Source organism: uncultured Oscillibacter sp. (assembly GCF_900544955.1).
In the GTDB taxonomy this organism is placed as follows: Bacteria; Bacillota; Clostridia; order Oscillospirales; family Oscillospiraceae; genus Oscillibacter.
Genome location: NZ_UQXD01000007.1, coordinates 1 through 25,553 on the forward strand (window position 1 = coordinate 1; position 25,553 = coordinate 25,553).

At 66.8% G+C, this 25,553-nt stretch carries 25 protein-coding genes; all 25 read left to right on the top strand.

Going from position 1 to position 25,553, the window contains the following annotated elements:
* Positions 1-1,546: U32 family peptidase (locus QZS21_RS02900; protein ID WP_295580042.1), on the top strand; the 1,546-nt coding region annotated here is incomplete at its 5' end.
* Between the two features lie 81 nt (positions 1,547-1,627).
* Positions 1,628-2,059 (top strand): dUTP diphosphatase, encoded by a 432-nt coding sequence (locus QZS21_RS02905; protein ID WP_295580044.1) that lies wholly within the window; start codon positions 1,628-1,630, stop codon positions 2,057-2,059.
* Between the two features lie 7 nt (positions 2,060-2,066).
* Positions 2,067-2,645 (top strand): nucleoside triphosphate pyrophosphatase, encoded by a 579-nt coding sequence (locus QZS21_RS02910; protein ID WP_295580046.1) that lies wholly within the window; start codon positions 2,067-2,069, stop codon positions 2,643-2,645.
* Between the two features lie 49 nt (positions 2,646-2,694).
* On the top strand, positions 2,695-3,534 hold the full coding sequence (gene mreC, locus QZS21_RS02915; RefSeq protein WP_295580048.1) for a rod shape-determining protein MreC: 840 nt from the start codon (positions 2,695-2,697) through the stop codon (positions 3,532-3,534).
* A gap of 38 nt (positions 3,535-3,572) precedes the next feature.
* Entirely contained in the window at positions 3,573-4,085 is a 513-nt protein-coding gene (locus QZS21_RS02920) for a hypothetical protein (protein WP_295580050.1), read from the top strand.
* A gap of 21 nt (positions 4,086-4,106) precedes the next feature.
* Positions 4,107-6,290, top strand: coding sequence for a penicillin-binding transpeptidase domain-containing protein (locus QZS21_RS02925; RefSeq protein ID WP_295580052.1), 2,184 nt, complete (start codon positions 4,107-4,109; stop codon positions 6,288-6,290).
* Positions 6,291-6,392: 102 nt separating this feature from the next.
* Positions 6,393-8,261, top strand: coding sequence for a glycoside hydrolase family 13 protein (locus QZS21_RS02930; protein WP_295580057.1), 1,869 nt, complete (start codon positions 6,393-6,395; stop codon positions 8,259-8,261).
* Positions 8,262-8,446: 185 nt separating this feature from the next.
* Complete coding sequence (locus tag QZS21_RS02935; protein ID WP_295580063.1) at positions 8,447-9,205, top strand: ParA family protein; 759 nt, start codon at positions 8,447-8,449, stop codon at positions 9,203-9,205.
* 24 nt (positions 9,206-9,229) lie between these two features.
* On the top strand, positions 9,230-10,120 hold the full coding sequence (locus QZS21_RS02940) for a ParB/RepB/Spo0J family partition protein (protein WP_295580067.1): 891 nt from the start codon (positions 9,230-9,232) through the stop codon (positions 10,118-10,120).
* Positions 10,117-10,641 (top strand): hypothetical protein, encoded by a 525-nt coding sequence (locus tag QZS21_RS02945; protein ID WP_295580069.1) that lies wholly within the window; start codon positions 10,117-10,119, stop codon positions 10,639-10,641. The genes QZS21_RS02940 and QZS21_RS02945 overlap by 4 nt, the downstream gene beginning before the upstream one ends.
* 52 nt (positions 10,642-10,693) lie before the next feature.
* Entirely contained in the window at positions 10,694-11,998 is a 1,305-nt protein-coding gene (gene serS / locus QZS21_RS02950) for a serine--tRNA ligase (RefSeq protein WP_295580072.1), read from the top strand.
* 220 nt (positions 11,999-12,218) lie between these two features.
* The gene (locus QZS21_RS02955; RefSeq protein WP_295580074.1) at positions 12,219-13,106 is read left to right on the top strand and encodes a hypothetical protein; all 888 of its coding nucleotides are present in this window, start codon (positions 12,219-12,221) and stop codon (positions 13,104-13,106) included.
* Between the two features lie 158 nt (positions 13,107-13,264).
* Entirely contained in the window at positions 13,265-13,702 is a 438-nt protein-coding gene (gene mscL / locus QZS21_RS02960; RefSeq protein ID WP_295580077.1) for a large-conductance mechanosensitive channel protein MscL, read from the top strand.
* The gene (gene rsmG / locus QZS21_RS02965) at positions 13,702-14,397 is read left to right on the top strand and encodes a 16S rRNA (guanine(527)-N(7))-methyltransferase RsmG (RefSeq protein ID WP_295580083.1); all 696 of its coding nucleotides are present in this window, start codon (positions 13,702-13,704) and stop codon (positions 14,395-14,397) included. The genes mscL and rsmG overlap by 1 nt, the downstream gene beginning before the upstream one ends.
* A 35-nt stretch (positions 14,398-14,432) precedes the next feature.
* Positions 14,433-15,182, top strand: coding sequence for an AAA family ATPase (locus QZS21_RS02970; RefSeq protein WP_295580088.1), 750 nt, complete (start codon positions 14,433-14,435; stop codon positions 15,180-15,182).
* A gap of 19 nt (positions 15,183-15,201) precedes the next feature.
* On the top strand, positions 15,202-15,615 hold the full coding sequence (locus tag QZS21_RS02975; protein WP_295580092.1) for a methylglyoxal synthase: 414 nt from the start codon (positions 15,202-15,204) through the stop codon (positions 15,613-15,615).
* A 315-nt stretch (positions 15,616-15,930) separates the two neighbouring features.
* A complete protein-coding gene (hisS, locus tag QZS21_RS02980) occupies positions 15,931-17,286 on the top strand; it encodes a histidine--tRNA ligase (protein WP_295580097.1) in 1,356 nt (451 codons plus the stop codon).
* A gap of 25 nt (positions 17,287-17,311) precedes the next feature.
* Entirely contained in the window at positions 17,312-17,839 is a 528-nt protein-coding gene (locus QZS21_RS02985) for a hypothetical protein (protein ID WP_295580101.1), read from the top strand.
* Positions 17,836-18,351: a hypothetical protein gene (locus tag QZS21_RS02990; RefSeq protein WP_295580103.1), complete on the top strand. Its 516-nt coding sequence runs from the start codon at positions 17,836-17,838 to the stop codon at positions 18,349-18,351. Before QZS21_RS02985 ends, QZS21_RS02990 begins: the two co-directional genes overlap by 4 nt.
* A 47-nt stretch (positions 18,352-18,398) precedes the next feature.
* Complete coding sequence (locus QZS21_RS02995; RefSeq protein ID WP_295580105.1) at positions 18,399-20,123, top strand: S-layer homology domain-containing protein; 1,725 nt, start codon at positions 18,399-18,401, stop codon at positions 20,121-20,123.
* Between the two features lie 67 nt (positions 20,124-20,190).
* Entirely contained in the window at positions 20,191-21,966 is a 1,776-nt protein-coding gene (aspS, locus tag QZS21_RS03000) for an aspartate--tRNA ligase (RefSeq protein ID WP_295580107.1), read from the top strand.
* A 116-nt stretch (positions 21,967-22,082) separates the two neighbouring features.
* Positions 22,083-22,631: a hypothetical protein gene (locus tag QZS21_RS03005; RefSeq protein WP_295580110.1), complete on the top strand. Its 549-nt coding sequence runs from the start codon at positions 22,083-22,085 to the stop codon at positions 22,629-22,631.
* Positions 22,628-23,812 carry a glycoside hydrolase family 3 protein gene (locus QZS21_RS03010; RefSeq protein ID WP_295580111.1) on the top strand — a complete coding sequence of 395 codons (1,185 nt, stop codon included), beginning with the start codon at positions 22,628-22,630 and terminating at the stop codon, positions 23,810-23,812. The genes QZS21_RS03005 and QZS21_RS03010 overlap by 4 nt, the downstream gene beginning before the upstream one ends.
* Before the next feature lie 18 nt (positions 23,813-23,830).
* Positions 23,831-25,021, top strand: a complete 1,191-nt coding sequence (locus tag QZS21_RS03015; protein ID WP_295580113.1) for an alanyl-tRNA editing protein — start codon at positions 23,831-23,833, stop codon at positions 25,019-25,021.
* Entirely contained in the window at positions 25,002-25,307 is a 306-nt protein-coding gene (locus QZS21_RS03020; protein WP_295580115.1) for a DUF6881 domain-containing protein, read from the top strand. Before QZS21_RS03015 ends, QZS21_RS03020 begins: the two co-directional genes overlap by 20 nt.
* Positions 25,308-25,553: the final 246 nt, after the last annotated feature.

Sequence of the window (25,553 nt, forward strand, 5' to 3'; positions counted from 1 at the left end):
GCGGAGCAGAACATCCGCTGCGGCATCCGGGGCAGCCGGCGGCAGCGGGCGGCGCAATGCCTATCCCCTGAGCCTGAAGGACCGGTGTCTCGCCGGGGAGCTGGAGGAGATGGCGGCGCTGGGGGTGGACTGCCTGAAACTGGAGGGGCGGATGAAGCGGCCGGAGTACGTGGCCGTGGTGACCCGCATCTACGCGCGGTTGTTGGAGGAGGGCCGGGGGCCCACCGCCGCCGAAGCCGCGGAGCTGGACCAGGCCTTCTCCCGCGCCGGCTTCACCGACGGGTACTGGCGCTCCCGCCGCGGCGCGGCCATGTTCGGCACCCGCCCGGAGAACGCCCCGGATCCCAAGGCCCTCTTCAACGAGGCCCGGGCCGCCTATGAGAAGGACGCCCTGCGGACCGTGCCGGTCCGCTTTTCCTGCCGCATCGCCGCCGGGGCGCCCTGCACCCTGACCGCCCGGGACCCGGAGGGGCGGTGCGTCACCGTCGCCGGAGCCGTGCCGGAGGCCGCCCGCAGCCGCGCTCTCACGGCGGAGGAGGTCCGCGCCCGTCTGGAAAAAACCGGCGGCACCGCTTACCGCTGCGGCGGGGCAGAGGTGGAGGTGGCGGAGGGGCTGTCCCTCCCCGCCAGCGCCCTGAACGCCCTGCGGCGGCAGGCCCTGGAGGCCCTCTCCGCCGCCCGCACCGCACCCCCGGTTCGGCGGGAGCTGCCGGTGCCCCCCCTGCCGGAGGCGGACTGCGCCGCCTCCGCCCCCGCCTACACCGTCTCCCTCTCCCGGGAGGAGCAGCTGACGCCCCGCCTTCTGGACTGCCGCCCCGCCCGGGTGTACCTCCCGCTGGAGGTGCTCTCGGACATGGACGCCCTGCCGGAGGCGGACACCGCCTGGGGCGCCGTGCTGCCCCGGGTCTGGCGGGACCGGGACGAGGCGGACCTCCGCCGCCAGCTGGAGCGGGCCAGGTCCCTGGGCGTCACCGGCGCCCTGCTGGGGAACCTGGGCCACTTCCCCTTGGCCGGGGGACTGGGGCTGGCGCTGTGGGGGGATTACGGCCTCAACGTATTCAACGCCCGGGCCCTGGCCTATCTCCGGGAGAAGGGCCTGGCCTCCGCCTGCCTCTCCTTCGAGCTGCGCTTTGCCCAGCTCCGGGACCTGCCCAAGCTCCTGCCCGGAGAGGCCATTGTCTACGGCCGCCTGCCGCTGATGATCACCGAGAACTGCCTGGTGCAAAACGAGACCGGCTGTCGCCTGGACGGCGCCGGGCCCATCCCCGCCTCTGCCCCCTGCCGCCGGGAGAACGTCCTCCGGGACCGCACCGGCGCCGCCTTCCCCCTGCTGCCCGCCTTCGGCCACCGGACGGAGATCCAAAACAGCAAGGTGCTGTGGCTGGCGGACCGGCCGGACTACCGGCGCCTGGGCCTGGCCTACGCCCGCCTGCGCTTCACCACCGAGTCCCCGGAGACCTGCGTCCAGGTGTTCCGGGACTATCTGGCGGACCGGCCCGCCGAGGGGGCCTTCACCCGGGGGCTCTACGAGCGGGGCGTGGAATGAGGGAGGATTTTCCCAAAATCTGATTCCGTTTTGTAATGTATTAGTAATAATATACCAAAAGTATTGTATTTGGAGTTTCACATGGAAGAAATCAAGGTAAAATATCTGGTGGAGGGCATCGACCCGCTGTGCTATGTGGCGGGGAAATCCGACTGGATCGACCTCCACGCGGCGGAGACCGTGACCCTCCGGGCCGGGGAGTTCCGGCTGATCCCCCTGGGGGTGGCCATCGCCCTGCCGGAGGGCTACGAGGCCCACATCGTGCCCCGCAGCTCCACCTTCAAAAATTACGGCGTATTGCAGGCCAACTCCATGGGGGTGGTGGACGCCTCCTACTGCGGGGAGGGGGACCAGTGGCGGATGCCCGCCTACGCCACCCGGGACGTGACCATTGAGAAGAACGCCCGCATCTGCCAGTTCCGCATCGTCCGCAACCAGCCCCGGCTGGAATTCATCCAAGTGGAGCACCTGGACGGCCCCGACCGGGGCGGGTTCGGCTCCACGGGAAAGTGAGGCCCCTATGGCGAAGATCGTACTGGCCTCCGGCTCCCCCCGGCGGCGGGAGCTGCTGGCGCGCATCGGCATCACGGAGTTCGACGTCCGGGTGCCGGAGACGGAGGAGACCTATCCCGCCGGGCTGAACCCCCGGGAGACCGTGGAGTACATCTCCCGGGAGAAGGCGGAGGCGGCGGGGCGGCTGTGCACGCCGGAGGAGATCGTCATCACCGCCGACACCATGGTGTTTCTGGACGAGGAGCGGCTGGGAAAGCCCCGGGACGAGGCGGACGCGCTGCGGATGCTGACCGCCCTTCAGGGGCGGCACCACACCGTCTGCACCGGCGTCACCGTCCGCCGGGGGGACCGCTCCCTGACGGAGAGTGAGGCCACGGAGGTCTATTTCCGCCCCGCCACGGAGGCGGAGCTGCTGGGCTACATCCGCACCGGAGAGCCCATGGATAAGGCCGGGGCCTACGGCGTCCAGGGCAAGGGGGCGCTGCTGGTGGAAAAGCTCAACGGCGACTTCTTCAACGTCATGGGGCTGCCGGTGCTGCGGCTGAGCCGGATGCTGGGCCGCTTCGGCATCTCTTTTTTCGACTGAGCCCTCTCTCGGGCGGAACAGAGTATGACCCTCCAAAGGAGGACGCGTTTTGAAAAACTTTCTGAAAGACCACGGCATCTGGGTGCTGTTCGCCGCGGCGGTGATCGCCGTGGCGCTGGCCGTCCTGTCCTTCCTCAGCAACACCTCCTCTCCCCTGACCAATGCGGTGAACGTCCTGGCCTCCCCCTTCCGCTCCGCCTACACCGCGGTGGCCACCTGGTTCAACGACAAGCAGGCCTACTACAAGGACACCACCGCCCTGGAGGAGGAGAACGCCGCCCTGCGGGTACGGATTGCCCAGATGGAGGAGGCGGTCCGCCAGGCGGAGGCGTACCAGGAGGAGAACCGGCGCTACCGGGAGCTGCTGAACCTGCGGGAGCAGCGCCGGGAGTTCACCTACGAGGCCGCCTATATCACGGAGCACGCCGTCACCAACTGGACCTCCTCCCTGACGCTGAACAAGGGCACCCTCCACGGCGTGGCGGTGAACGACTGCGTGATCGACGAGACCGGCGCCCTGGTGGGCATTGTCAGCGAGACGGGCACCAACTGGTCCAAGGTACTGACCATTGTGGACACGGACACCTCCCTGGGCGCCCGGGTGTTCCGCACCAAAGACCTGGGCCTGGCCCAGGGGGACTTCTCCCTGATGGGGGACGGCCGGCTGCGGCTGGACTTCCTCCCGGCGGACTGCCAGCTGCTGGGGGGCGATCTGGTGGAGACCTCGGGCCTGGGCGGGTTCTATCCCTCGGGCCTGGTGATCGGCTCCGTGGAGGAGGTGCAGGTGGACGACTCCGGCGCCGCCTCCTATGCCATCCTGGCCCCCAGCGTGGATTTTGACGCGCTGACGGAGGTCTTTGTCATTAAGGACTTCGACATCGTGACCTGACCCATTCCCGGACCCTGTGCGCGTGAGGAGGCACCTGCGTGTTTGCCAGAAATGAGACCATTTTGAAGTGGGCGCTCTACGCCGCCGCCGCCCTGGCCTGCATCCTGTTCCAGGGGGCGGTGCTTCAGCGCGTCACGCTGTGGGGTGTCATCCCCTTTCTCTACCCGGCGCTGGCCGTGGTGCCCGCCACCTACGAGGGCCCCGTCCCCGGCACCGCCTTCGCCCTGGGGCTGGGCGTGGTGTGCGATTTGCTGCTGCCCGGCGCCTTCCCCTGTTTTTACACCCTGGTCTTCCCCCTGGCGGGGCTGTGCGCCGGGCTGCTGGCCCAGGGCGTGCTCCGGGCGGGCTTTCTGTGCTCCTTGGTGTCCACCGCCGCCGCCTTCCTGCTCACGGGCCTGGGCCACTGCCTGCTGCTGTGGATCGGCGGCAAGGCCGCCTGGGGGCCCGGCGCCTTTCTGGCCCTGCGGGAATTCTGCGTCACCGCCCCCCTGTCCCTGCCGCTGACGGCGCTGTTCCGGCGGCTGTACCGCCGGACCCACCGGGACGACTAAGCCAAGCAAAGGAGAGTTCCCATGATGGACCACAAGGAAAACCGGCTTCTCCGCCTGGGCCTCCTGGGGGGCTTTCTGGCGGCGGTGCTGCTGATCTACCTGGGGGTGCTGTACAACATCCAGGTGAACGAATACGACAAGTACATGGCCCAGTCCATCCGCTCCATCGCCCGGGAGGAGAAGGTGGAGGCCTCCCGGGGCATCATCACCGACCGCAGCGGGCGGCCCCTGGTGTCCAACCGCTCCACCTACAATCTGACCTTTGACGCCAGCCTCCTGCGGGACGGCGAGGACGAGAACGAGGCCATTTTGCGCCTGGTGCAGCTGTGCCAGAGCCACGGCGTGGACTGGGAGGACAATCTGCCCATCACCCGGGAGGCGCCCTTCACCTACACGCTGGACCAGCAGTCCGCCATCCAGAAAAACCGCTTCGTCACCTACGTGAAGTCCCTCTCCGGCGCCCGGTCGCTGCTGGGCACCTACCTCCTCCAGCACCCGGAATCGCTGGAGGGCGAGGAGGCCGCCGCCATCCTGGCCCAGACGGAGCTCTCCGACGACAACAAGGCCAAGGCCCTGGTGGACCTGCTCACCGCCGATACCCTCACCGCCCCCCTGCTGACCCGGGCAGGCGTCACCGCCGCCGGATTGCTGAATATGATGCGGGAGACACTGAAGCTGCCCGCAGACTTCTCCCTGGGGGACGCCCGGCTGGTGCTGGGGGTCCAGTACGAGCTGTCCTTGCGGAAGCTGGACAATTACGACGCCTACATCCTGGCGGAGGACATCGACACCACCTTCATCTCCCTGCTCAGCGACGGCGGCTTCGCCGGCGCCCGGGTGGGCAGCTCCACCGTCCGGGAGTACGAGACCACCTACGCCGCCCACATCCTGGGCACCGTGGGGCGGCTGTACAAGGAGGACTGGGACCAGTTGAAGGGCCAGGGCTACGACATGGACGACTGGATCGGCAAGGACGGGGCGGAGCTGGCCTTTGAGAAGTACCTCAAGGGCACCGACGGCCGCCGGGTGGTCTCCTCCAACAGCGACGGCAAGATCACCGGCGAGTTCTACTCCGAGGAGCCGGAGCCGGGCAGCACCGTGGAGCTGACCATTGACCTCAAGCTCCAGGAGGCGGTGGAGAACACCCTGGCGGCCACCGTCACCTCCATGAACGAGGAGGACGGCCACGCCTCCCGGGGCGCCGCCGCCGTGGTGGAGAAGGTGGGCACCGGGGAGATTCTGGCCCTGGCGTCCTATCCCACCTTTGACCTGTCCACCTACCGCCAGACCTTCAACAGCCTGAACAGCCCGGAGGAGAACCCCGGCAGGCCCCTCCTGAACCGGGCCACCCAGGGCATCTACCCTCCCGGCTCCACCCTAAAGCCCTTCACCGCCATCGCCGCCCTGGAGTCCGGCGCCGTCACTGTCACGGAGAAAATCCGGGACACCGGCAAGTGGGTCTATCCCGGCTCCCCGGAGAGCTACACCTGGTGCTGGAACCACGCCGGCCACGGGCTGCTGAACGTCTCCGGCGCCATCACCAACTCCTGCAACTACTTCTTCGCGGAGATGGGCTACCGCATGGGCATGGACACCCTGCGGGACTACCTCACCGCCTTCGGCCTGGGGGAGAGCACCGGCATCGAGATCGGGGATAAGCTGGGCACCCTGCCCCAAAACCCCCAGGGCCAGAACCAGGCCCCCTGGGCGGCTTACGGCCAGGCCAACCAGGTGTACACCCCCGTCCAGCTGGCCAACGCCCTGGCCACCCTGGTCTCCGGCGGCAAGCACTGCCAGGCCCATCTGCTCAAGGCCGTGAAATCCTACGACAACGCCCAGGTGCTGGCCACCGGCGACACCTCCCCCGCCAACGTCATCGACATCCGGGACTCCTCCCTCCAGGCGGTGAAAAAGGGCATGTACGACCTGACCACCACCGGCTCCCTCTCCTCCTACTTTCGCAACTGCGTGGTGTCCGCCGGCGCCAAGACCGGCACCGCCCAGCGGGGCGGCAACTTCACCAACAACGGCGTGTTCGTGTGCTTCGCCCCCTATGAGGACCCGGAGATCGCCGTGGCCATCGTCATCGAGGAGGGCGGCTCCGGCTCCGCCCTGGCCTCCACCGCCGTCAGCATCCTCAACGCCTACTTTACCGCCGACGAGATCGGCACCGCCGTCATCGGCGAAAACGAGCTGCTGCCCTAACCCGCCCCTTCCCTTTCCGCGATTGCCCCGCCCCGGACAGGCGTTCCGGGGCGGGGCAACCGCGGCGCCTGTTCCCTTCAATCCAAACAAAGGAGCCCTGCTATGAGCGAACCGTTTGTTTTCGACTCCCGCAGCCGCCGCTGCAAAGACCCCTTCGGCGCCGTCCCCTGCGGGCAGACCATCACCTTCTCCTGCCGCCCCCTGGCCCAGGAGGACTTCTCCCACTGCGCCCTGGTCCTCCACCACGAGTTTTCCGACCGCCTCCAGGAGGTGGAGCTGCCCTGCCTGGGGCCGGAGGGAGAGCGGACCTGCTTCTCCGCCGACGTGGAGGCCCCCGGCGAGCCGGAGCTCACCTGGTATCACTTCCGCTTCTGGCGGGAGGACGGCACCGGCTGCGAACTGGACCGGACCGGCTACCGCAGCGACGGCCAGTGCGACCCCTGGCAGCTGACCACCTATCGCGAAAGCCACACGCCCGACTGGTTCGGCGCCGGCGTGACGTACCAAATTTTTCCAGACCGTTTCTGCCGCCTCTCCGTCCCCGACCCCCAGGGCCTGGTGGGCAACCGCTGGGTGCACCAGAACTGGTCCGACACGCCGGAGTGGCGGCCGGACCCGGACGGGGAGATTCGCAACCGGGACTTTTTCGGCGGCTCCCTGGCGGGCATCGCCTCCAAGCTGGACCACTTAGCCAGCCTGGGGGTGACCACCCTGTACCTCTGCCCCATTTTCGAGTCCGCCTCCAACCACCGCTACAACACGGCGGATTACACGAAGGTGGACCCCATGCTGGGCACCGAGGCGGAGTTCCAGGACTTGTGCGCCCAGGCCCGCCGGCGGGGCATCCGGGTTTTGCTGGACGGGGTGTTCAACCACACCGGCTCCCAGAGCCTCTACTTCAACGACGACGGCTTTTACCCCACCCTGGGCGCCGCCCAGAGCACAGAGAGCCCCTACTACGACTGGTTTTCCTTCCACCCCTGGCCCTCGGACTACGACGCCTGGTGGGGCATCCGCACCCTGCCCGCCGTCCGGGAGGAGAGCCCCAGCTATGTGGACTATATCATCGGCGGCCAGGAGGCGGTGCTGCGCCGCTGGCTGCGGCTGGGGGCCTCCGGCTGGCGGCTGGACGTGGCGGATGAGCTGCCGGACTGGTTTATTGAGGAGGCCCGGACCGCCCTGGAGGAGACGGACCCCGACGCCCTGCTGATCGGCGAGGTGTGGGAGGACGGCTCCAACAAAATCGCCTACTCCCAGCGCCGCCGGTACCTTCTGGGCAGAGAGTGCCACGGGCTGATGAACTACCCCTTCCGCAGCGCCCTGCTGGACTATCTGAAGGGCGGCGGCGCGGAAAAATTTTGGGACCGGATGGAGACCATCCGGGAGAACTACCCCCCCGCCGCCTTCTACTCCGCCATGAATTTCCTGGGCACCCACGACACCCCCCGCATTTTGACGGTGCTGGGCACCGATTACACCCCGCCCACCAAGGACCAGCGGGCGGCCTACCGCCTCTCCCCCGACGCACGGGCCAAGGGGCTGGCCCTGCTCCGGCTGGCGGCGCTGGTGCTCTTCACCTTCCCCGGCGCCCCCACCATCTACTACGGCGACGAGGCGGGCATGGAGGGCTTTGAGGACCCCTTCAACCGGGGGGGCTATCCCTGGGGCCGGGAGGACCGGGCCCTCTCCTCTCACTTCGCCCTGCTGGGGCTGCTGCGCCGCCAGCGGCCCTCCCTCCAGCGGGGCGCCCTCCACTGGCTCCACGCGGAGGGTCCCCTGCTGGCCTTCGCCCGGGAGGTACCGGGGGAGCGGACGGTGGTGGCGGTCAATGCCGACCGGGCGGAGCACGTCCTCCGCCTCCCCTGGACCGGCGGAACTGTCACGGACCGGCTCTCCGGCGACGCCCTCTCCCCGGAGGATGGCTTCCTCTCCCTCCGGCTTCCCCCCCGGGGCGGTATGCTGCTGCTGTAATCGTCAGGCGGCGATGTTTCACGTGAAACATCGCCGCCTGTTTTGTTGGAATGGGGGTTCCCGTGAAACGCTCCTTTTTTTGCGTTTTTCTCCTTTTGACCTTGCAAGCCTCTGTGACAGTTGATATAATATGTCCGTATGTGAAAAACCCGATGATCTGCGGATTTTGGAAAGTAGGTGCCTCTGTGGCAAAGACCATTGCAATTGTCAATCAAAAGGGCGGCGTTGGGAAGACTACCACCTGTGTGAACCTGGCCGCCGCCCTGGCGGAGACGGGCCGGCGGGTGCTGCTGTGCGATTTTGACCCCCAGGCCAACTCCACCTCCGGCATGGGCGTGGACAAGAGCCTCTCCAAGGGGGTCTATCAGGTGCTGATCGGCGAATCCGCCACGGAGGACGCCCTGGTCCATACCCGCTTCGGGGACGTGCTGCCCTCCAACAAGGCCCTGGCCGGGGCGGGCATCGAGCTGATCGGCATGGAGCGGCGGGAGTTTCTCCTGCGGGACGCCCTTTCCTCCGTGCAGGACCGGTACGACTTTATCTTTATCGACTGTCCCCCCTCCCTGGAACTGCTGACGCTGAACGCCCTCTGCGCCGCCGATGCGATTCTGGTGCCGGTGCAGGGGGAGTACTTCGCCCTGGAGGGGCTTTCCGACCTGATGAACACCGTCCGCATCGTCCGCCGCTCCCTGAATCCCCGGCTGGATTTGGAGGGCGTGCTCCTGACCATGTTCGACGGGCGGACGAATCTGGCGCTTCAGGTGGCGGAGGAAGTGAAGCACTACTTCCCCGGCAAGGTCTACGCCACCGTCATTCCCCGAAACGTGCGCCTGAGCGAGGCCCCCAGCCACGGCAAGCCCATCACCGCCTATGACCGGGCCTCCCGGGGCGCGGAGGCCTACGCCGCCCTGGCGGCGGAATTCTTGAAGAAGCAGAGCGCCTGAGCCTTTTGAAAAAGGAGTGTTTCCATGGCATCCAAAAAACCCTCCGGCCTCGGCCGGGGTCTCGGCGCCCTGCTGGGCGACGACGTATTGAAAAGCGAATCCAGCGGCAGTTTGTACCTGCCCATCTCCCAGGTGGAGAGCTGCTCCTCCCAGCCCCGGAAGGCCTTTGACGAGGCCGCCCTGGCGGAGCTGGCGGAGTCCATCCGGGAGCACGGCATCATCCAGCCCCTGACCGTGCGGAAGCTGGCCTCCGGCTACTACCAGATCATCGCCGGGGAGCGGCGCTGGCGGGCCGCCCGGCTGGCGGGCCTCTCGGAGGTCCCCGCCATTGTCATCGAGGCGGACGACCGGAAGGCTGCGGAGCTGGCGATGATCGAAAACCTCCAGCGGGAGGACCTGAACCCCATGGAGGAGGCCGCCGGCTTTCAGGCCCTCATCGACAACTACCACATGACCCAGGAGGAGGCGGCCCAGCGGGTGGGCAAATCCCGTAGCACCGTCACCAACGCCCTGCGGCTGCTGGGGCTGACTCCCTCCGTCCGCACGCTGGTGGAGAGCGGCAAGCTCTCCGCGGGACATGCCCGGGCCCTGCTGCCCCTCTCCCCCACCCTCCAGGAAAACGCCGCCGGGGCCGTGGTGTCCGGCGGGCTGTCCGTCCGGCAGACCGAGGCCCTGGCCAAACGCCTGGCGGCGGAGAAAAAGCCGGTCCCGCCCCCCATCACCGCCGGCGTGGACTACGCCGCCGAGGCCCAGAAGGACCTGTCCTCCCGGCTGGGCCGGGGCGTCCGCATCGTCACCGGCCGGAAAAAGGGCCGCATTGAGCTGGAGTACTACGGCGTGGACGATTTGAACGATCTTCTGGAGGCTCTGGCCCTGATCCGGCTGCAAAAGGGCGGAAAGGGAGCCGACGTATGAACTTGGAAAAGCGCAGCACCGGCGGGGAGGACCTGCCCGAGCAGGCGGAAAAGCCCGCCAAGGACAAAAAGCCCGTCATCATTTATATTATGGTCCTCTTCATCGCCGCGTTTTTGCTGATGGCCCTGTCCTTTTTGATGCACCAGCGCAGCAACACGGAGGTCATGGGCGAGCTGCAAAACTCCGTCAGCACCATGCAGGCGGTGCAGCAGACCCAGGAGAAGATCATCGCTTTGCAAGAGGAGCTGGCCGCCGCCGAGGAGCAGATGGACCGGCTCCGCCAGGAGAAGGCGGACAGCGACCAGGCCCTGCTGGAAGTCCAGCAGGAGGCCGACGCCCTGCTGGCCCTCTACACCTTGCAGCAGGCCTACCTGGGCGAGGACTACGAGACCTGCCGCGGCATCCTTCAGACCATGGAGGACGGCGGCCTGGTGGAGCGGCTGCCCCAGGAGGCCATGGGCGACGTCACGGCGCCGTCCCAGCGCTATCAGCAGCTGAAAGAGGCGGTTTTGAACAAATAGGCATGTTTCACGTGAAACATCCCCCATTCAATACTTTTATGAGGTGACAACCATGCTGGATATCAAATTCATTCGGGAGAACCCCGAGGCGGTGCGGGAGAACATCCGCAAAAAATTTCAGGAGGCCAAGCTGCCCCTGGTAGACGAGGTCATCGAGCTGGACGGCAAGCGCCGGGCGGCCATTGCCGAGGCGGACCAGCTGCGCTCCAACCGCAACGCGCTGTCCAAGCAGATCGGCATGCTGATGGGCCAGGCCAAAAGGGACCCCGCCAAGCTGGCGGAGGCCGAGGCGGTGAAGGCCCAGGTGAAGGAGCAGGCGGACCGCCTGGCGGAGCTGGAGGCACAGGAGACCGTCCTGGAGGCAGACCTGCACAAGCGGATGCTGCAAATCCCCCAGATGATCGACGGCAGCGTGCCCCTGGGCCCCGACGACTCCTGCAACGTGGAAGTGGAGCGCTTCGGCGAGGCCGCGGTGCCCGTCTTCCCCATCCCCTATCACACGGAGATTATGGAGTCCTTCGGCGGCATCGACCTGGACGCCGCGGGCCGGGTCTCCGGCAACGGGTTCTACTACCTGCTGGGGGACATCGCCCGGCTTCACGAGGCGGTGCTGGCCTACGGCCGGGATTTCATGATCGACAAGGGCTTCACCTACTGCATCCCCCCTTTCATGATCCACAGCAACGTGGTGGAGGGCGTCATGAGCCAGACGGAGATGGACGCCATGATGTACAAGATTGAGGGCGAGGACCTGTACCTCATCGGCACCAGCGAGCACTCCATGATCGGCCGCTTCATCGACCAGGTGCTCCCCGCCGACCAGCTGCCCCAGACCCTCACCTCCTACTCCCCCTGCTTCCGCAAGGAGAAGGGCGCCCACGGCATCGAGGAGCGGGGCGTATACCGCATCCACCAGTTTGAAAAGCAGGAGATGATCGTGGTCTGCCGGCCGGAGGAGTCCATGGACTGGTACGAGAAGCTTTGGCGATACTCCGTGGAGCTGTTCCGCTCCCTGGACATCCCCGTGCGGCAGCTGGAGTGCTGCTCCGGCGACCTGGCGGACCTGAAATGCAAATCCTGCGACATCGAGGCCTGGTCTCCCCGCCAGCAGAAGTTCTTTGAGGTCTGCTCCTGCTCCAACTTGGGCGACGCCCAGGCCCGCCGCCTCCACATCCGCTACAAGGACGACGCCGGAAAAATGCAGCTGTGCCACACCCTGAACAACACCTGCGTGGCGCCCCCTCGGATGCTGATCGCCTTCCTGGAGAACAACCTTCAGGCCGACGGCACCGTGCGGATTCCCGAGGTGCTGCGGCCCTACATGGGCGGCACCGCCCTGCTGGTCCCCAAAAAGTAATACAAATTGTAATAAACCCCGTCATTCCTACTATTTGTTAAACCCGTTTCCAGCGAATAGAACGGATTGCCTTGATGAAAGCTTCCCTTTGCGGCCTTCTATCGGCTCTATTGCTGTCACCAGCCTGTATCCCTTGCGCCGCAGCGGATACAGCCGCGCCTTTGCTCCACCCTCCCCCGCTTTTCAAGATGTGGCGCCCGGAGGCTGGTGCTGCCAGGCCGTGGCGCTCTGCTGCGGGGCGGGACTGCTGAACGGGAAATCAGCGGAGGCCTTCGATCCCCAGGGCCTGCTGAACGGGGCGGAGCTGATGGTGCTGACCGACCGGCTGTACCAGTGGCGGACCCGGGGCACCGCCCAGACGCCGCCCCTGCCGGAGGATCCCAACGACGCCGTCCGCTTTTACGACGGGGACCGGCAGGTTGCCCACCCGGGGGACGTCCGGCCCATCGGCTACGGCCCCCACCAGCTGACCCTCCGCTTTGTCCGGGAGACGTATTCGCCGGGGCAGCCCTCGCTGCGGCTGGAGCTGGGGGAGCCGGGCCGGCCGGCGGCCCTGTCCGCCACCGGCGTCCTGATTCCTGAGGAGAGCATCTACGAATACATGGACGAGGCCCCGGAGACCGGCGCGCTCACCACCCAAACCCTCCTCACCGACTTCTACCGCTTTGACCTGGGAGAGGCGGTGTCCGGCGGCGAGGTGGCCGAGCGCCTGGCGTGGTACGACGGGAGGGTGGCCTCCCGGTGGCGGGATTGGCAGGCGGACGGCACCCTGGACCAGTGGTGGTTTCCGGCGGTGTACGGCCTGGTCTACCGCAGCGGCCTGGAGCCCCTCTCCACCGCCCACATGGACGACGCCGAAACCAGCACGGACACCCCCGCCGCCCGGGAGGACTTCGCCGCGGCCCTCTGGTCCGTCTGCCCGGATCTGGAGGCCGTCAACTGCCTCGACGCCGTGCCGGACATGGCGCCCGCGGAGGATCCCCCCGCCCTACAAGCGCAATCCGGAGGCCGTGCTGGCCCTGTACAACGCCGAGATTCTCACCGGCGTGGACCAGGCGGGCCGCTTCGCCCCCAACGCCCCCCCTCACCAGGGGACAGGCCGCCGTGATACTCTCCCGGGTCCTGGTCCCCGCCCTGCGGGTCCAGCTGTAAGATTGTTTCAAAAAAATCACAAAAAATTGAACGCAACCGATTGACTCCCCCCTTCATACGGGATAAAATGTCAACACACCGCGTTTCATGCCATCCAACAGGAGGTGCTCAACCTTGGCAAAACCCAACGGTTTTCTCGCAGAATTCAAACAGTTCATCGCCCGGGGCAACGTGCTGGACATGGCTGTGGGCGTCATCATCGGCGGCGCCTTCGGCAAAATCTCCACCTCCCTGGTCAACGACGTCATCATGCCCGCCGTCTCCATGCTCACCGGCGGGGTGGATTTCTCCGCCTGGAAGGTGGTGCTGAAGGAGGCGGTGCTGGACGCCGCCGGCGAGGTGGCCGCCCCCGCCGTCTCCATCAACTACGGCGCCTTCCTGGCCGCCATTCTGGACTTTCTCATCATCGCCTTTGCGGTGTTCTGTCTCATCAAGGCCGTGAACGCCCTCCACCGCAAAAAAGAGGCGGCCCCGCCCCCCGCCCCGCCGGCGCCCTCCCGGGAAGAGGTGCTGCTGACGGAGATCCGGGACCTGTTGAAAGAGCGGGCGTAATGGAACAGCTCTTGCGAGAGGGCCTGGCAGCCCTGGGGCTGCCGGAGGACGGCGTCCCCGCCCTGCTGCGCTACGGGGAGCTGCTGGCGGAGCGGAACAAGGTGATGAACCTCACCGCCATCACGGACCCGGCGGACATCGCCTCCCTTCACTTTCTGGACAGCGCCGCCCTGCTGACCCTGGCGGAGTTCCGGGGCAAGACCGTGGCGGACGTGGGCACCGGCGCCGGATTTCCCGGCCTCCCCCTGCGGATTCTGGAGCCCACCATCCGCCTGACGCTGCTGGACTCCCTGAACAAGCGCATCGACTTTTTGAAAGAGGTCTGTGAGGCCCTGGACCTGGGGGACGTGGCCTGCGTCCACGGCCGGGCGGAGGAGTTCGCCGCCGGGCAGCGGGGCGCCTTCGACATCGTGACCTCCCGGGCGGTGGCCAATCTGCGGCTGCTGGCGGAGCTGTGCCTCCCCCTGGTGAAGGTGGGGGGAACCTTCCTGGCCATGAAGTCCCTGGACGCGGACCGGGAGCTGGAGGAGGCCGGACGGGCCATCTCCCTGCTGGGCGGACGGGTGGAGCGCTGCGCCGACTATGCCATTCCGGGCACGGAGGTTCGCCACCGGCTGATTCTCATTCAAAAAATTGGGGAGACGCCCCAAAAATATCCCCGGGCATTTGCAAAAATCAAGAAGAATCCGTTATAATAGATCGTATGGGACGTTTGGAAGGGAGTCCGGGCATGAAGCCACTTGGACAATGCATCGCCGTGGTCTCCGGAAAGGGAGGCACCGGCAAAACCTCCTTCGCAGCGGGGGTGGGCGCCGCCCTGGCCCTCAGCGGCCGGCGGGTGCTGTGCCTGGACTGCGACGTGGGGCTACGGAACCTGGATCTGGCCCTGGGGCTCACCGACCGGGCCATGATGGATTTCTCCGACGTGGCCCAGGGCCGCTGCGCCCTGGACGCCGCCGTGGTGGAGCACCCCCAACTGCCGGGGCTGTACCTGCTGACCGCCCCCATCCGCAGCCGGGGCCGCCCTGTGACGGAGACCCAGATGGCCGACCTCCTCAAAGAGGTCCGAAAACGATACGACTACTGTCTGCTGGACGCGCCGGCGGGCCTGGGCGGCGGCTTTCTGCTGGCCACCTGCGCCGCCGACCGGGTGGTGGTGGTCACCACCACCGACGCCTCCTCCCTGCGGGACGCCCAGCACACCGTCATGGAGCTGAGCCGCTTCCCCGGCGGGACGCTGCACCTGGTGGTGAACCGGGTGCGGAAGAAACTGCTGCGCAGCATGCACGCCACCATTGACGACGCCATTGACCAGGCGGGCCTGCCCCTTCTCGGGGTGGTGCCGGAGGACGACGCCCTGCCCCTGTGCCTGAACCGGGGGGTTCCCCTCCTGCTGGCGGATTCCCAGGCCGCCTCCGCTTACCGGAATATCGCCAAGCGCCTGCAGGGCGGAAGAGTCCCCCTGCTGCGCATCAAATAAAGAGAAAGGAGCTCCTCCCATGAATATCGCGTTGATGTCCCACGATAACAAGAAGGACCTGATGGTTCAGTTCTGCACGGCCTACGCCGGGATTCTCTCCCAGCACCACATCTATGCCACCAACACCACCGGCCACATGGTGGCCGAGGCCACCGGGCTCAATGTGCACTGCTTCCTCTCCTACGCCCACGGCGGCAGCCAGCAGATCGGCGCCCGCATTGCCTACAACGAGTTCGATCTGGTGCTGTTTTTCAACGATCCCAGCAACGAGAGCATGGCCGGCGACGTGTCCTATATCTCCCGCCTGTGCGACCAGAACAACATTCCCTTCGCCAGCAACATCGCCACGGCGGAGATGCTGGTGCTGGGCCTGGCCCGGGGCGATCTGGACTGGCGCTGCATCGTCAACCCCTCCACCCGTCCCATCGCCTGAGCCCCTCCCCTTCCAACCAAATACCGCGACGAAGCCGCAGCAGTACTCCGCAAGCCGACCCACAGAGAGGGACCCCCCGCTGAAAAGGTCCCGCTCGGCCCGGAGGAAGGACCGCGGCGGAGCGGGGGCGGAGACGCCCACGGCACCCTCCCCGTCCAACGGAGGCCAAAGGAGGCCCACGGGCCTTGAATTTGGGTGGCACCACGAAGCGTTTTTTGCTCTCGTCCCAAAGTTTTTGGGACGAGAGCATTATTTTTTCCAAAAGTATGTTATAATGCAAGTATCTGTATTAAGGAACAAAAGGAGACCAGAACCATGGCCAAAATGACCCCCCGGACCCTGTCCGGCTTTATGGAGCTGCTGCCCGCGCCCCAGCAGCAGATGGAGCGCATCATGGAGGTCCTGCGCCGCACCTACGCCCTCTACGGCTTCACCCCCCTGGATACCCCCGTCATCGAGTCCAGCGAGGTGCTGCTGGCCAAGGGCGGCGGCGAGACGGAAAAGCAGATTTACCGCTTCCAGAAGGGCGACGCGGACCTGAGCCTCCGCTTTGATCTGACGGTACCCCTGGCCAAATACGTGGCCCTGCACTACAACGACCTCTCTTTCCCCTTCCGCCGCTACCAAATCGGCAAGGTCTACCGGGGGGAGCGGGCCCAGCGGGGCCGCTTCCGGGAGTTCTACCAGGCGGACATCGACATCATCGGGGACGGCAAGCTCTCCATCATCAACGAGGCGGAGATTCCCGCCATCATCTATAAGACCTTCTCCTCCCTGGGCCTCCGGCGCTTCCAAATCCGGGTAAACAACCGGAAGATTCTCAACGGCTTTTACGCCATGCTGGGCCTGGCGGAGCAGTCCGGCGACGTGATGCGCACCGTGGACAAGCTGGAAAAAATCGGCCCTGACAAGGTGAAGGCCCTGCTGGTGGAGGAGTTCGCCGTGGCGGATGCCGCAGCCGACGAGATTTTGCAGTTCATCGCCATCGGCGGCGGCAGCGGCGAGGTCCTCGCCGCCCTGGAGGCCTACCGGGGCCGGAACCCCCTGTTCGACCAGGGGCTGGAGGAGCTGGGCACCGTGGTGCGGTATTTGGGGGACTTCGGCGTGCCCCAGGAAAACTTCGCCGTGGATTTGACCATCGCTCGGGGCCTGGACTACTACACCGGCACCGTCTATGAGACCACCCTGCTGGACCACCCGGAGATCGGCTCTGTCTGCTCCGGCGGCCGGTACGACAACCTGGCCGCCTTCTACACCGACCGCCAGCTCCCCGGCACGGGCATCTCCATCGGCCTGACCCGGCTGTTCTACGTTCTGGGCGAGCAGGGCATGCTGAACCCCGACCTGCCCACCGCCCCGGCGGACGTGCTGATCCTCCCCATGACGGAGGACCTGTCCGCGGCCGTCTCCCTGGCCACCCGCCTGCGGGAAAACGGCATCCGCACCCAGCTCCACTGCGAGGACAAGAAGTTCAAGCAGAAAATCGGTTACGCCGACAAGCTGGGCATCCCCTACGTCATCTTCCTGGGGGAGGACGAGATCCGCGACGGCGTGGTGGCCTGCAAGGACATGACCACCGGCGAGCAGACCAAGCTGGACGCCGCCGCCACCGTCTACCGCATCAAGGCGGGCCTGGCGGAGCGGGAGAAGGGCGCCGTCATCCTGGAATAACGTCGATTGCGAGGAGGGATGCGCGATGGCCGCCGTCAAACGGATCCGGATCTCTGCCGCAGTCCTGGCCGCGGCGCTGGCCGCCTTCCTGTGGTACATCCGCCTCCTGCCCCTGTCCGCCTTTTTGCCGGAGGAACCCCTCTCCCGCATCTATCTGTTTGCCTATCGGTTCCTGCCCGACCCCGGCCAGGAGGAGGCCGCCCGCCAGATGCCCCTGCTGCCGGAGGACCCGGCCTTTTCGGAGGTCCGTCAGGCGCTGCCGGAACTCCGCTTCCGCCGCGCCCCGGTGCGCAGCGCAATCCAGGCCGCGGACCGGTGGACGGGGTCCATCCCCCCTTTCCCCCCTCCCCTCGGGGCGGCGTACCACGGCCATGTGACGCTGGATACCGTACCGGAGATGGAGACCGCCCTCACCCTGGAATTCCACGTGAAACAGTGGGAGCTGCGCCTCTCGGGAGGCCGTTCCTGCATCGTCACCCTCTCCGGCGGGGAGGCGGCCTCCGCCGCCTTCCGGGAGGCCGTTTGGGCCCTGCTGCCCCGGGAGGCGCCATGAAAAACCGTACCTGGAAATACGCCGTCTCCCCGGTCCTCCTGACCCTGGTACTGTTGGCGGGACTGTGGTACTACCGCCCCGTGACCTTCCACATTCTGGACCCGGCGCTGCGCCCTGCGGTGATACGCGTCACCCTGATCCGCTCCGGCAGCGCCCCGGACAGCCAGTCCCGCACCCTGGAGGCGGACGTCTCCACGGAGCAGGGGCGGACCCTCCTCTCCCGGCTGGAGGGCCTCCGCTTCCGCCGCCCACCCACCAATCTGCTGTTCCACCCCCTCTCCCCCACCGCCGGCGGGCGGCAGGCCGCCCAGGGGGAGTACCGCATGCTGATTCGGCTCTCCGGCGGGGACGGCGATTGGGTGTCCCTGCAATTCTCCGACGGCCGCTGGGCCTACGGCACCTCCCGTCAGCCCCAATTCCTCCCCTGCCACGTCCCCGACGGCCGGGCCGCCGGGCAGGCGCTGGGGGATATCCTGTGGGAAATCGCCGCGCCCCGCGAATCCGCATCGTAATTTTTTGGCACTACAATACAATCTGTATTGAATTTTGGAGGTGTATGATGAAACGATCCCGCCTGCTGTCCCTGCTGCTGGCCCTGGTTCTGGCCGTCTCCCTGACCCTCCCCGCCGCGGCCTACAACCCCAAAAACCTGGTTCCCCAGAAACGGACCTACACCACCGCCTTTACCGACACCAAGGGCACCTGGTGCGACGAAGCGGTGCGGACCTGCTACGAGGCGGGGCTGATGGACGGAAAGTCCGCCACCGCCTTCGCCCCCCAGGACCCCCTGACCTACGGCCAGATTCTGGTCATCACCGCCCGGCTGAGCAGCCTGCTCTCCGGCGGCACCGGCCAGTTTGACGCCCCCGCCGACGGGGAGGCTTGGTACCAGCCCGCCGTGCGCTATCTCTCCTCCATGCTGGCGCAGCAGCAGGAGCTGAGCGAGGCCGCCGACTACCTGCAGAGCTTCCTGTCCTCCATGGAGAATTCCTACAACTACTACCTCCCCATGGACGTGGCCGCCGCCTCCTGCGACCGCTACGACTTTGTGTGGTTCCTGGCGGCGGTGCTGCCGGAGACCGCCTTGACCGCCGTCAACACCATCACCACCCTGCCGGACTCCGGGGACCCGGACGTGCTTCGGTTCTATAACGCCGGCATCCTCACCGGCAGCGACGAGTACGGCACCTTCAACGGCATCAGCCTGCTGAACCGGGGCCAGGCCGCCGCCATGCTGGCCCGGATTGTGGACCCCGCTCAGCGGGTGACCTTCACGCCCAAGGTCCTGGTGCTCTCCCAGGCGCTTCTGGGCCTGGCGCCGGAGACCGCCCTCTTGACGGTGGACGGCTATGCGGTGAGCGCGGAGCTGTACACCTACTTCCTCACCCAGAACATCTCCACCATGGAGATGGACCACTACTTCAGCTACTACGAGACCTATCCCCAGGAGTTCGAGGCCTATTTGGGCGACGCCGAATTTGAAGGCGACTTCGGGGATTACCTGCGGGAGAAGAAGGGCATCGACGTCGACGCCCCCATCGATTGGAACACCCCCGACAAGGGGGGCATGACCCCGGCCCAGAAAGTCCGGGAGGACACCCTTTCCGACGTCACCCAGCTGGCGGTGCTGCTGAACCACGAGAAGGACTATCCCCTCACCGCCGAGCAAAAGACGGTGTCGGACTCCCTGTCCTACCTCTGGCACTACGGCTACTCCGACCAGGTCCGCCGCACCGTCATGACCGCCTACTATATCCAGGAGAACCTGACCGACTCCTTCTCCCTCACACCCGAGCAGCTCAACGGCTACTTGAAGGACGCCGGGTGCGTGTACGGCCAGTATGCGGTGATCTACCGGGGCGACGAGGGGTGGTATGACAGCGACGCCGAGGCCCGGGAGGCCGCCGACACCGTCCGCAGCCAGATGGCCGCCCACCGGGGCGACACGGAGTATCTGGAATACCTCATCTGGAAGTACAGCGACGACTACAACACCCAGCCGGGCCTGATCTCCATCGAAAACCTGACGCTGGAAAACCGCCAGGCCCTGGAGCGGCTGTCCAACGGGCAGGTGTCCGCCGTGCTGGCGGAGGAGGACCGCTACCTGGTGGTGCTGAAGCTGGACCCCTCCCAGGATGCGTATATCAGCGAAACCGCCGCCAGCTTCCCCGCCGCCGCTCAGGTGGCGGCCTGGTCCCAGGCCGCCAAGACGGCGTTCTCCGCCGCCTATGAGGCCGTCGACATCGCCGCGGCCGCCGCGGCCTACGCCGCCCTGAACGGATAAGGGAACGGGGGCCCGCCGGCCCCCGTCCCGGCAGAGAGTCTATACAACAGAAAGGAATCAACCAACCATGATGCAATCTCGTACCCATACCTGCGCGGACCTGCGGCTCAGCGACGCCGGCCGGCAGGTGCAAATCGTCGGCTGGATGGAAAACGTCCGGGTGGTCAGCGGCAGTCTGGCCTTCGTCGTCCTCCGGGACTTCTACGGCACCACCCAGGTGGTGGCGGAGACCGAGGAGATGGTGGACCAATTCAAGTCCATCAACAAGGAGTCCACCCTCTCCGTGGCAGGCACGGTCCGGGAGCGGGCCAGCAAGAACCCCAAGCTCCCCACCGGCGACATTGAGGTCGTCCCCTCTAAAGTGGAGGTCCTGGGCCGCTGCCGTCACAACGAGCTGCCCTTCCCCATCAACCGCAGCCGGGAGGCCGACGAGGCCACCCGCCTGAAATACCGCTATCTGGACCTGCGGAACCCGGACGTGAAGAAGAACATCATCCTGCGCTGCCAGGTGGTCTCCGCCCTGCGCCAGGCCATGACGGACCACGGCTTCCTGGAGATCACCACCCCCATCCTCACCGCCTCCTCCCCCGAGGGCGCCCGGGACTATCTGGTGCCCGCCCGGAACCACCCCGGCAAGTTCTACGCCCTGCCCCAGGCCCCCCAGCAGTTCAAGCAGCTGCTGATGACCTCGGGCTTCGACCGCTATTTCCAGATCGCCCCCTGCTTCCGGGACGAGGACGCCCGGGCGGACCGCTCCCCCGGCGAGTTCTATCAGCTGGACATGGAGATGGCCTTCGCCTCCCAAGAGGACGTGTTCGCCGTGCTGGAGGACGTGCTGCCCCCCATCTTCGCCAAATACGGCACCTATGACCGGGCCTCCGGCGCCCCCTTCCAGCGCATCCCCTACCGGGAGGCCATGGAGAAGTACGGCTCCGACAAGCCGGATCTGCGCATCGATCTGACGGTACAGGACGCCACGGCGGTGCTGGGCGGCTGCGGCTTCGGCCCCTTCGAGGGAGCCGTGGTGAAGGCCGTGGTGGTCTCCGGCTTCCAGGAGACCCGGAAATTCATCGACAAGACCCTCTCCGACGTGGAGGTGGTCTCCGGCGGCAAGCCCTACTGGTTCCGCCTGGACGAAAACGGCGAGCCGGTGGGCGGCATCGCCAAGTTTGCCGCCCCCATCAAGGAGCAGGTGGTGGCAGCCCTGGGACTGAAGCCGGGGGACTTTGTGGCCCTCGCCGCCGGGTCCCTGGGCGCCGCCCAGAAGACCGCCGGCGTGCTGGTGAAGACCCTGGGCGCCGCGGTTCCCGGCCACATGGACAAGGAGCAGTACGCCTTCTGCTGGATTGTGGACTTCCCCATGTATGAGATCGGCGAGGAGTCCGGCCAGCTGGAGTTCTGCCACAACCCCTTCTCCATGCCCTCCGGCGGGCTGGAGGTGCTGCGGAAGGCGGAGCGGGGAGAGATCGACCCCCTGTCCATCACCGCCGACCAGTACGACCTGGTGTGTAACGGAGTGGAGCTGAGCTCCGGCGCCGTCCGGAACCACGACCCGGAGATCATGATCAAGGCCTTCGAACTGGTCCGCCTGGGCGAGGAGGACGTGAAGGCCAAGTTCCCCGCCATGTACAACGCCTTCACCTACGGCGCACCCCCCCACGCGGGCATCGCCCCCGGCGTGGACCGGATGGTGATGCTGCTGGCGGGAGAGGACTCCATCCGGGAGATCATCCCCTTCCCCATGAACAAAAACGCCCAGGACGTGATGATGGGCGCCCCCGGCACCGTCACCCAGAAGCAGCTGGACGAGCTGCACATCGCTCTGGTTCCGCCAGAGAAATAACCGGCAAGAAAAGCGCACCGCCGGTGCGCTTTTCTTGCTTCATATCTATTTCCATTATTTCTATTGACAGTTCTGTTCAATCCTGCTATATTAATTGGCAGAAAGGAGGGGATATCATGCAGTATGATGCCATTATTTTGGAGCTGATGTCCCGCATTCAATCGTTGGAACAGACTGTCGGGGAGGTGAACCGCCGCATTTCTGCTTTAGAAAACGCGGGACTCTCCGATGAAACAAAAGAAACAGTCGATTCTTCTCCGGAGGAGCCGGAGGCGCACCGCCAAAAGATGACCGAGGAGATGATTCTCGCCTGTTACGCCTGCGCCGTCCGCCTCGACCGCCAGGAGGGGCTGGACTTCAACCGGGAGGTCGCGGACCTGGCCAGGCGGACCGGGATGAAAAAATCCTCCGCCATCATGTATGTGTACGCCGTGAAAAACATGCGCAGCGGCACCGTGTACAAGCGGGCCATCAACCAGACGGCCACCGAGCGGTTCTTCCAGCGCATTTTGCAGGACGACGGCACCGCCGGGCTGGAAAAGGCCCTCCGGGCCACCCGCGCCCACATCGCCTACCGCCAGCAGCTTGGCCACACGGTGGACGGCCTCATCGCCCTCTGCGACCGCTATGAGGGGCAGGCCGCCGGAAGCGGGAGGCCCTCATGAGAGCCCCTCTCCCGGCCCTGCTGGCCCTCTCCCTGCTCCTCACCGCCTGCGGCGCCTCCCCGGCCGCGGAGGCGCCCCCTCCGCCCCCGCCCCCCGCGGAGGAGGAGCCGCTCCCCCCGCCGCCTGTGGAGGAGGAGCCGGACCTCGCCCAGCAGCAGCTGGACGACCTGATCGCCTCCATGTCCCTGGCGGAGCAGGTGGGGCAGTTGTTCTTCGCCCGCTGCCCCGCATCGGACGCCGCGGCGGACGTGGCGTCCTACCACCTGGGGGGCTACGTGCTCTTCGGCAGGGACTATCAGGACGGCGGGGGCGGCTGGCTCACCGCCGAGGCCTTTACCCAGACGGTGCAGAGCTACCAGGACACGGCCAGCATTCCCCTGCTCATCGGCTCCGATGAGGAGGGCGGCACCGTCACCCGGGCCAGCCGCAACCCGAACCTGTTTCCGGAGGGCACCTTCCGCTCCCCCCAGGCCCTCCTGGCCCGGGGGAAGGACGGAGAGGACCCCTTCGCCGCAGACGCCCGGGAGAAGAGCGCCGCCCTGGCCCGGTACGGCATCAACGTGAACCTGGCCCCGGTCTGCGACGTCTCCACCGACCCGTCAAACTTCATCTATGACCGGACGCTGGGACAGGACGCCCAGGCCACGGCAGCCTACGTTGCCTCCGTAGTGGGGGCCATGCGTGATGCCGGCATGGGCAGCGTCCTCAAGCACTTCCCCGGCTACGGCAGCAACGCCGACACCCACACCGGCATCGCCCTGGACACCCGGCCCCTGGAGACCTTCCGGACATCGGACCTCCTCCCCTTTTCCGCCGGCATCGCCGCCGGCGGGGAGACCACCGCCATTCTGGTGTCCCACAACATCATCCAATGCATGGACCCAGACCTGCCCGCCTCCCTCTCCCCCGCCGTCCACCGGCTGCTGCGGGAGGAGCTGGGCTTTGAGGGGGTGGTGATGACTGACGATCTGGCCATGGACGCCGTGGCGGCCTATTCCGAGGAGGGGGCCGTGGCGGTGCTGGCCCTGGAGGCCGGTAACGATCTGATTCTCACCACCGATTACCGCACACAGATTCCCAAGGTCCTGGAGGCCGTCCAGTCCGGCGCCCTCTCCCAGGAGACCGTTACCACGGCCTGCCGCCGGGTTCTCCGGTGGAAACAGGCCCTGGGACTGCTGTGACGAAAGGAAGTTTTCCACATGGAGACGGAAAAACTCTATTACCAGGACCCCTTTGCACAGACCTTCACCGCCCGGGTCCGCGCCTGTGGGGCCGTCAAGGGCGGCTATACGGTGGTGCTGGACCGCACCGCCTTCTATCCCGAGGGCGGCGGACAGCCCGCCGACCGCGGCACCCTGGACGGCATCCCCGTCACCGACGTCCAGGAGCGGGACGGGGTGATTTTCCACACGCTGGAGAAACCGGTGGAGGCCGGCGCCGTCGTCACCGGCGTTCTGGACTGGGAGCGGCGCTTCGACCACATGCAGCAGCACTCCGGAGAGCACATCCTCAGCGGCCTGCTCTGCGCCCGCCACCGCTGCGACAACGTGGGCTTCCACCTGGGCGCCGACACCGTAACCATCGACTACAACGCCGACATCTCCTGGGAGGAGGCCCTGGCGGCGGAGCGGCTGGCTAACGCGGTGATCTGGCAGGACGTCCCGGCGGAGATCGCCTATCCCGACCGGGAGGCGCTGGAGCGCCTGGACTACCGCTCCAAAAAGGAGCTGACCGGCCAGGTCCGCATCGTCACCTTCCCCGGCGCCGACTGCTGCGCTTGCTGCGGCACCCACGTGCTGCGGGCGGGGCAGGTGGGGCTGGTGAAGGTCCTCTCCTGCCAGAAGTTTCGGGAGGGCGTCCGGCTGGAGATTCTCTGCGGAAAGCGGGCGGCGGACTACCTCTCCGCCGTCTACGACCAGGCCCGGGCCGTCGGCCAGCGCCTGTCGGTGAAACCGGTGGACACTCTGGCCGCCGTGGAGCGGCTGGAGGGGGAGCTCTCCGCCGCCAAGCTGCGCCTGGCGGCGCTGGAGAAGCAGCTCTTCGCCCGCATCGCCGGGGAGGCGGCGGGCAGGGGCGACACCCTCCTGTTCCAGCCCCCCATGCGCCCCGACGGCGTGCGGCGGCTGGCGGACGCCGTGGCCCATGCCTGCGGCGGCCTGGCGGCGGTGTTCTCCGGGGAGGACGGGCAGTACGCCTACGCCCTGGTCCAGGCGGGCAGCGGGGACATCTCCCCGCTGACGGCCGCCATGAACGCCGCCCTCCGCGGCCGGGGAGGCGGGCGGAACGGCTTCGCCCAGGGCAGCGCAGAGGCCGCCCGGGAGGAGATCGAGGCCTTTTTTGAAAACTGGAACAGACACGGAGGTACGCAACATGGAATATGTCCTGATTGAGCGGGAGACGGCGGACATCGACGAGCCGCTGCAGATCTACTCGGAGCTGGACGAAAACCGGCGGGAGGTCCGCCGGGTGGAATTTTACGACAACGGGCTCACCCACGCCTGCGGCGGGTCCTTCGGCCGGGAGGAGGCCCTGGCAAAGGACCCCTTCCCCGCCGATCTGCGGACGCTGGCTGTCCCCGGGGAGGTGACGGCCCGGGCCATTCCCGCCGCCTTCTTCCGGGAGGTCTGGAGTCAGGTCCAGGAGCGGCCCGACGGCTTCATGGGGATGTTCTTTTGAAAACGACAGAGGACCCTGCTCGCCTGGGGCGGCAGGGTCCTCTGCTATAGCAGCCTTTCGCCGGAGCGGCGAAAGGAGGTACATCCTGTTCCGCCGCGGCGTGTACGCATCCATGCAGGCTGCCTGCCCGCGGATGTCCAAGCAGCGGGCCGCCGCCTGACGCACACGTATGGCCCCCGAACGGGCGTCTGCGAGGCCCAACAGCCGCAGGGGCCTGCCGCTTCAAGCGGCAGGCCTCTGTCTTTT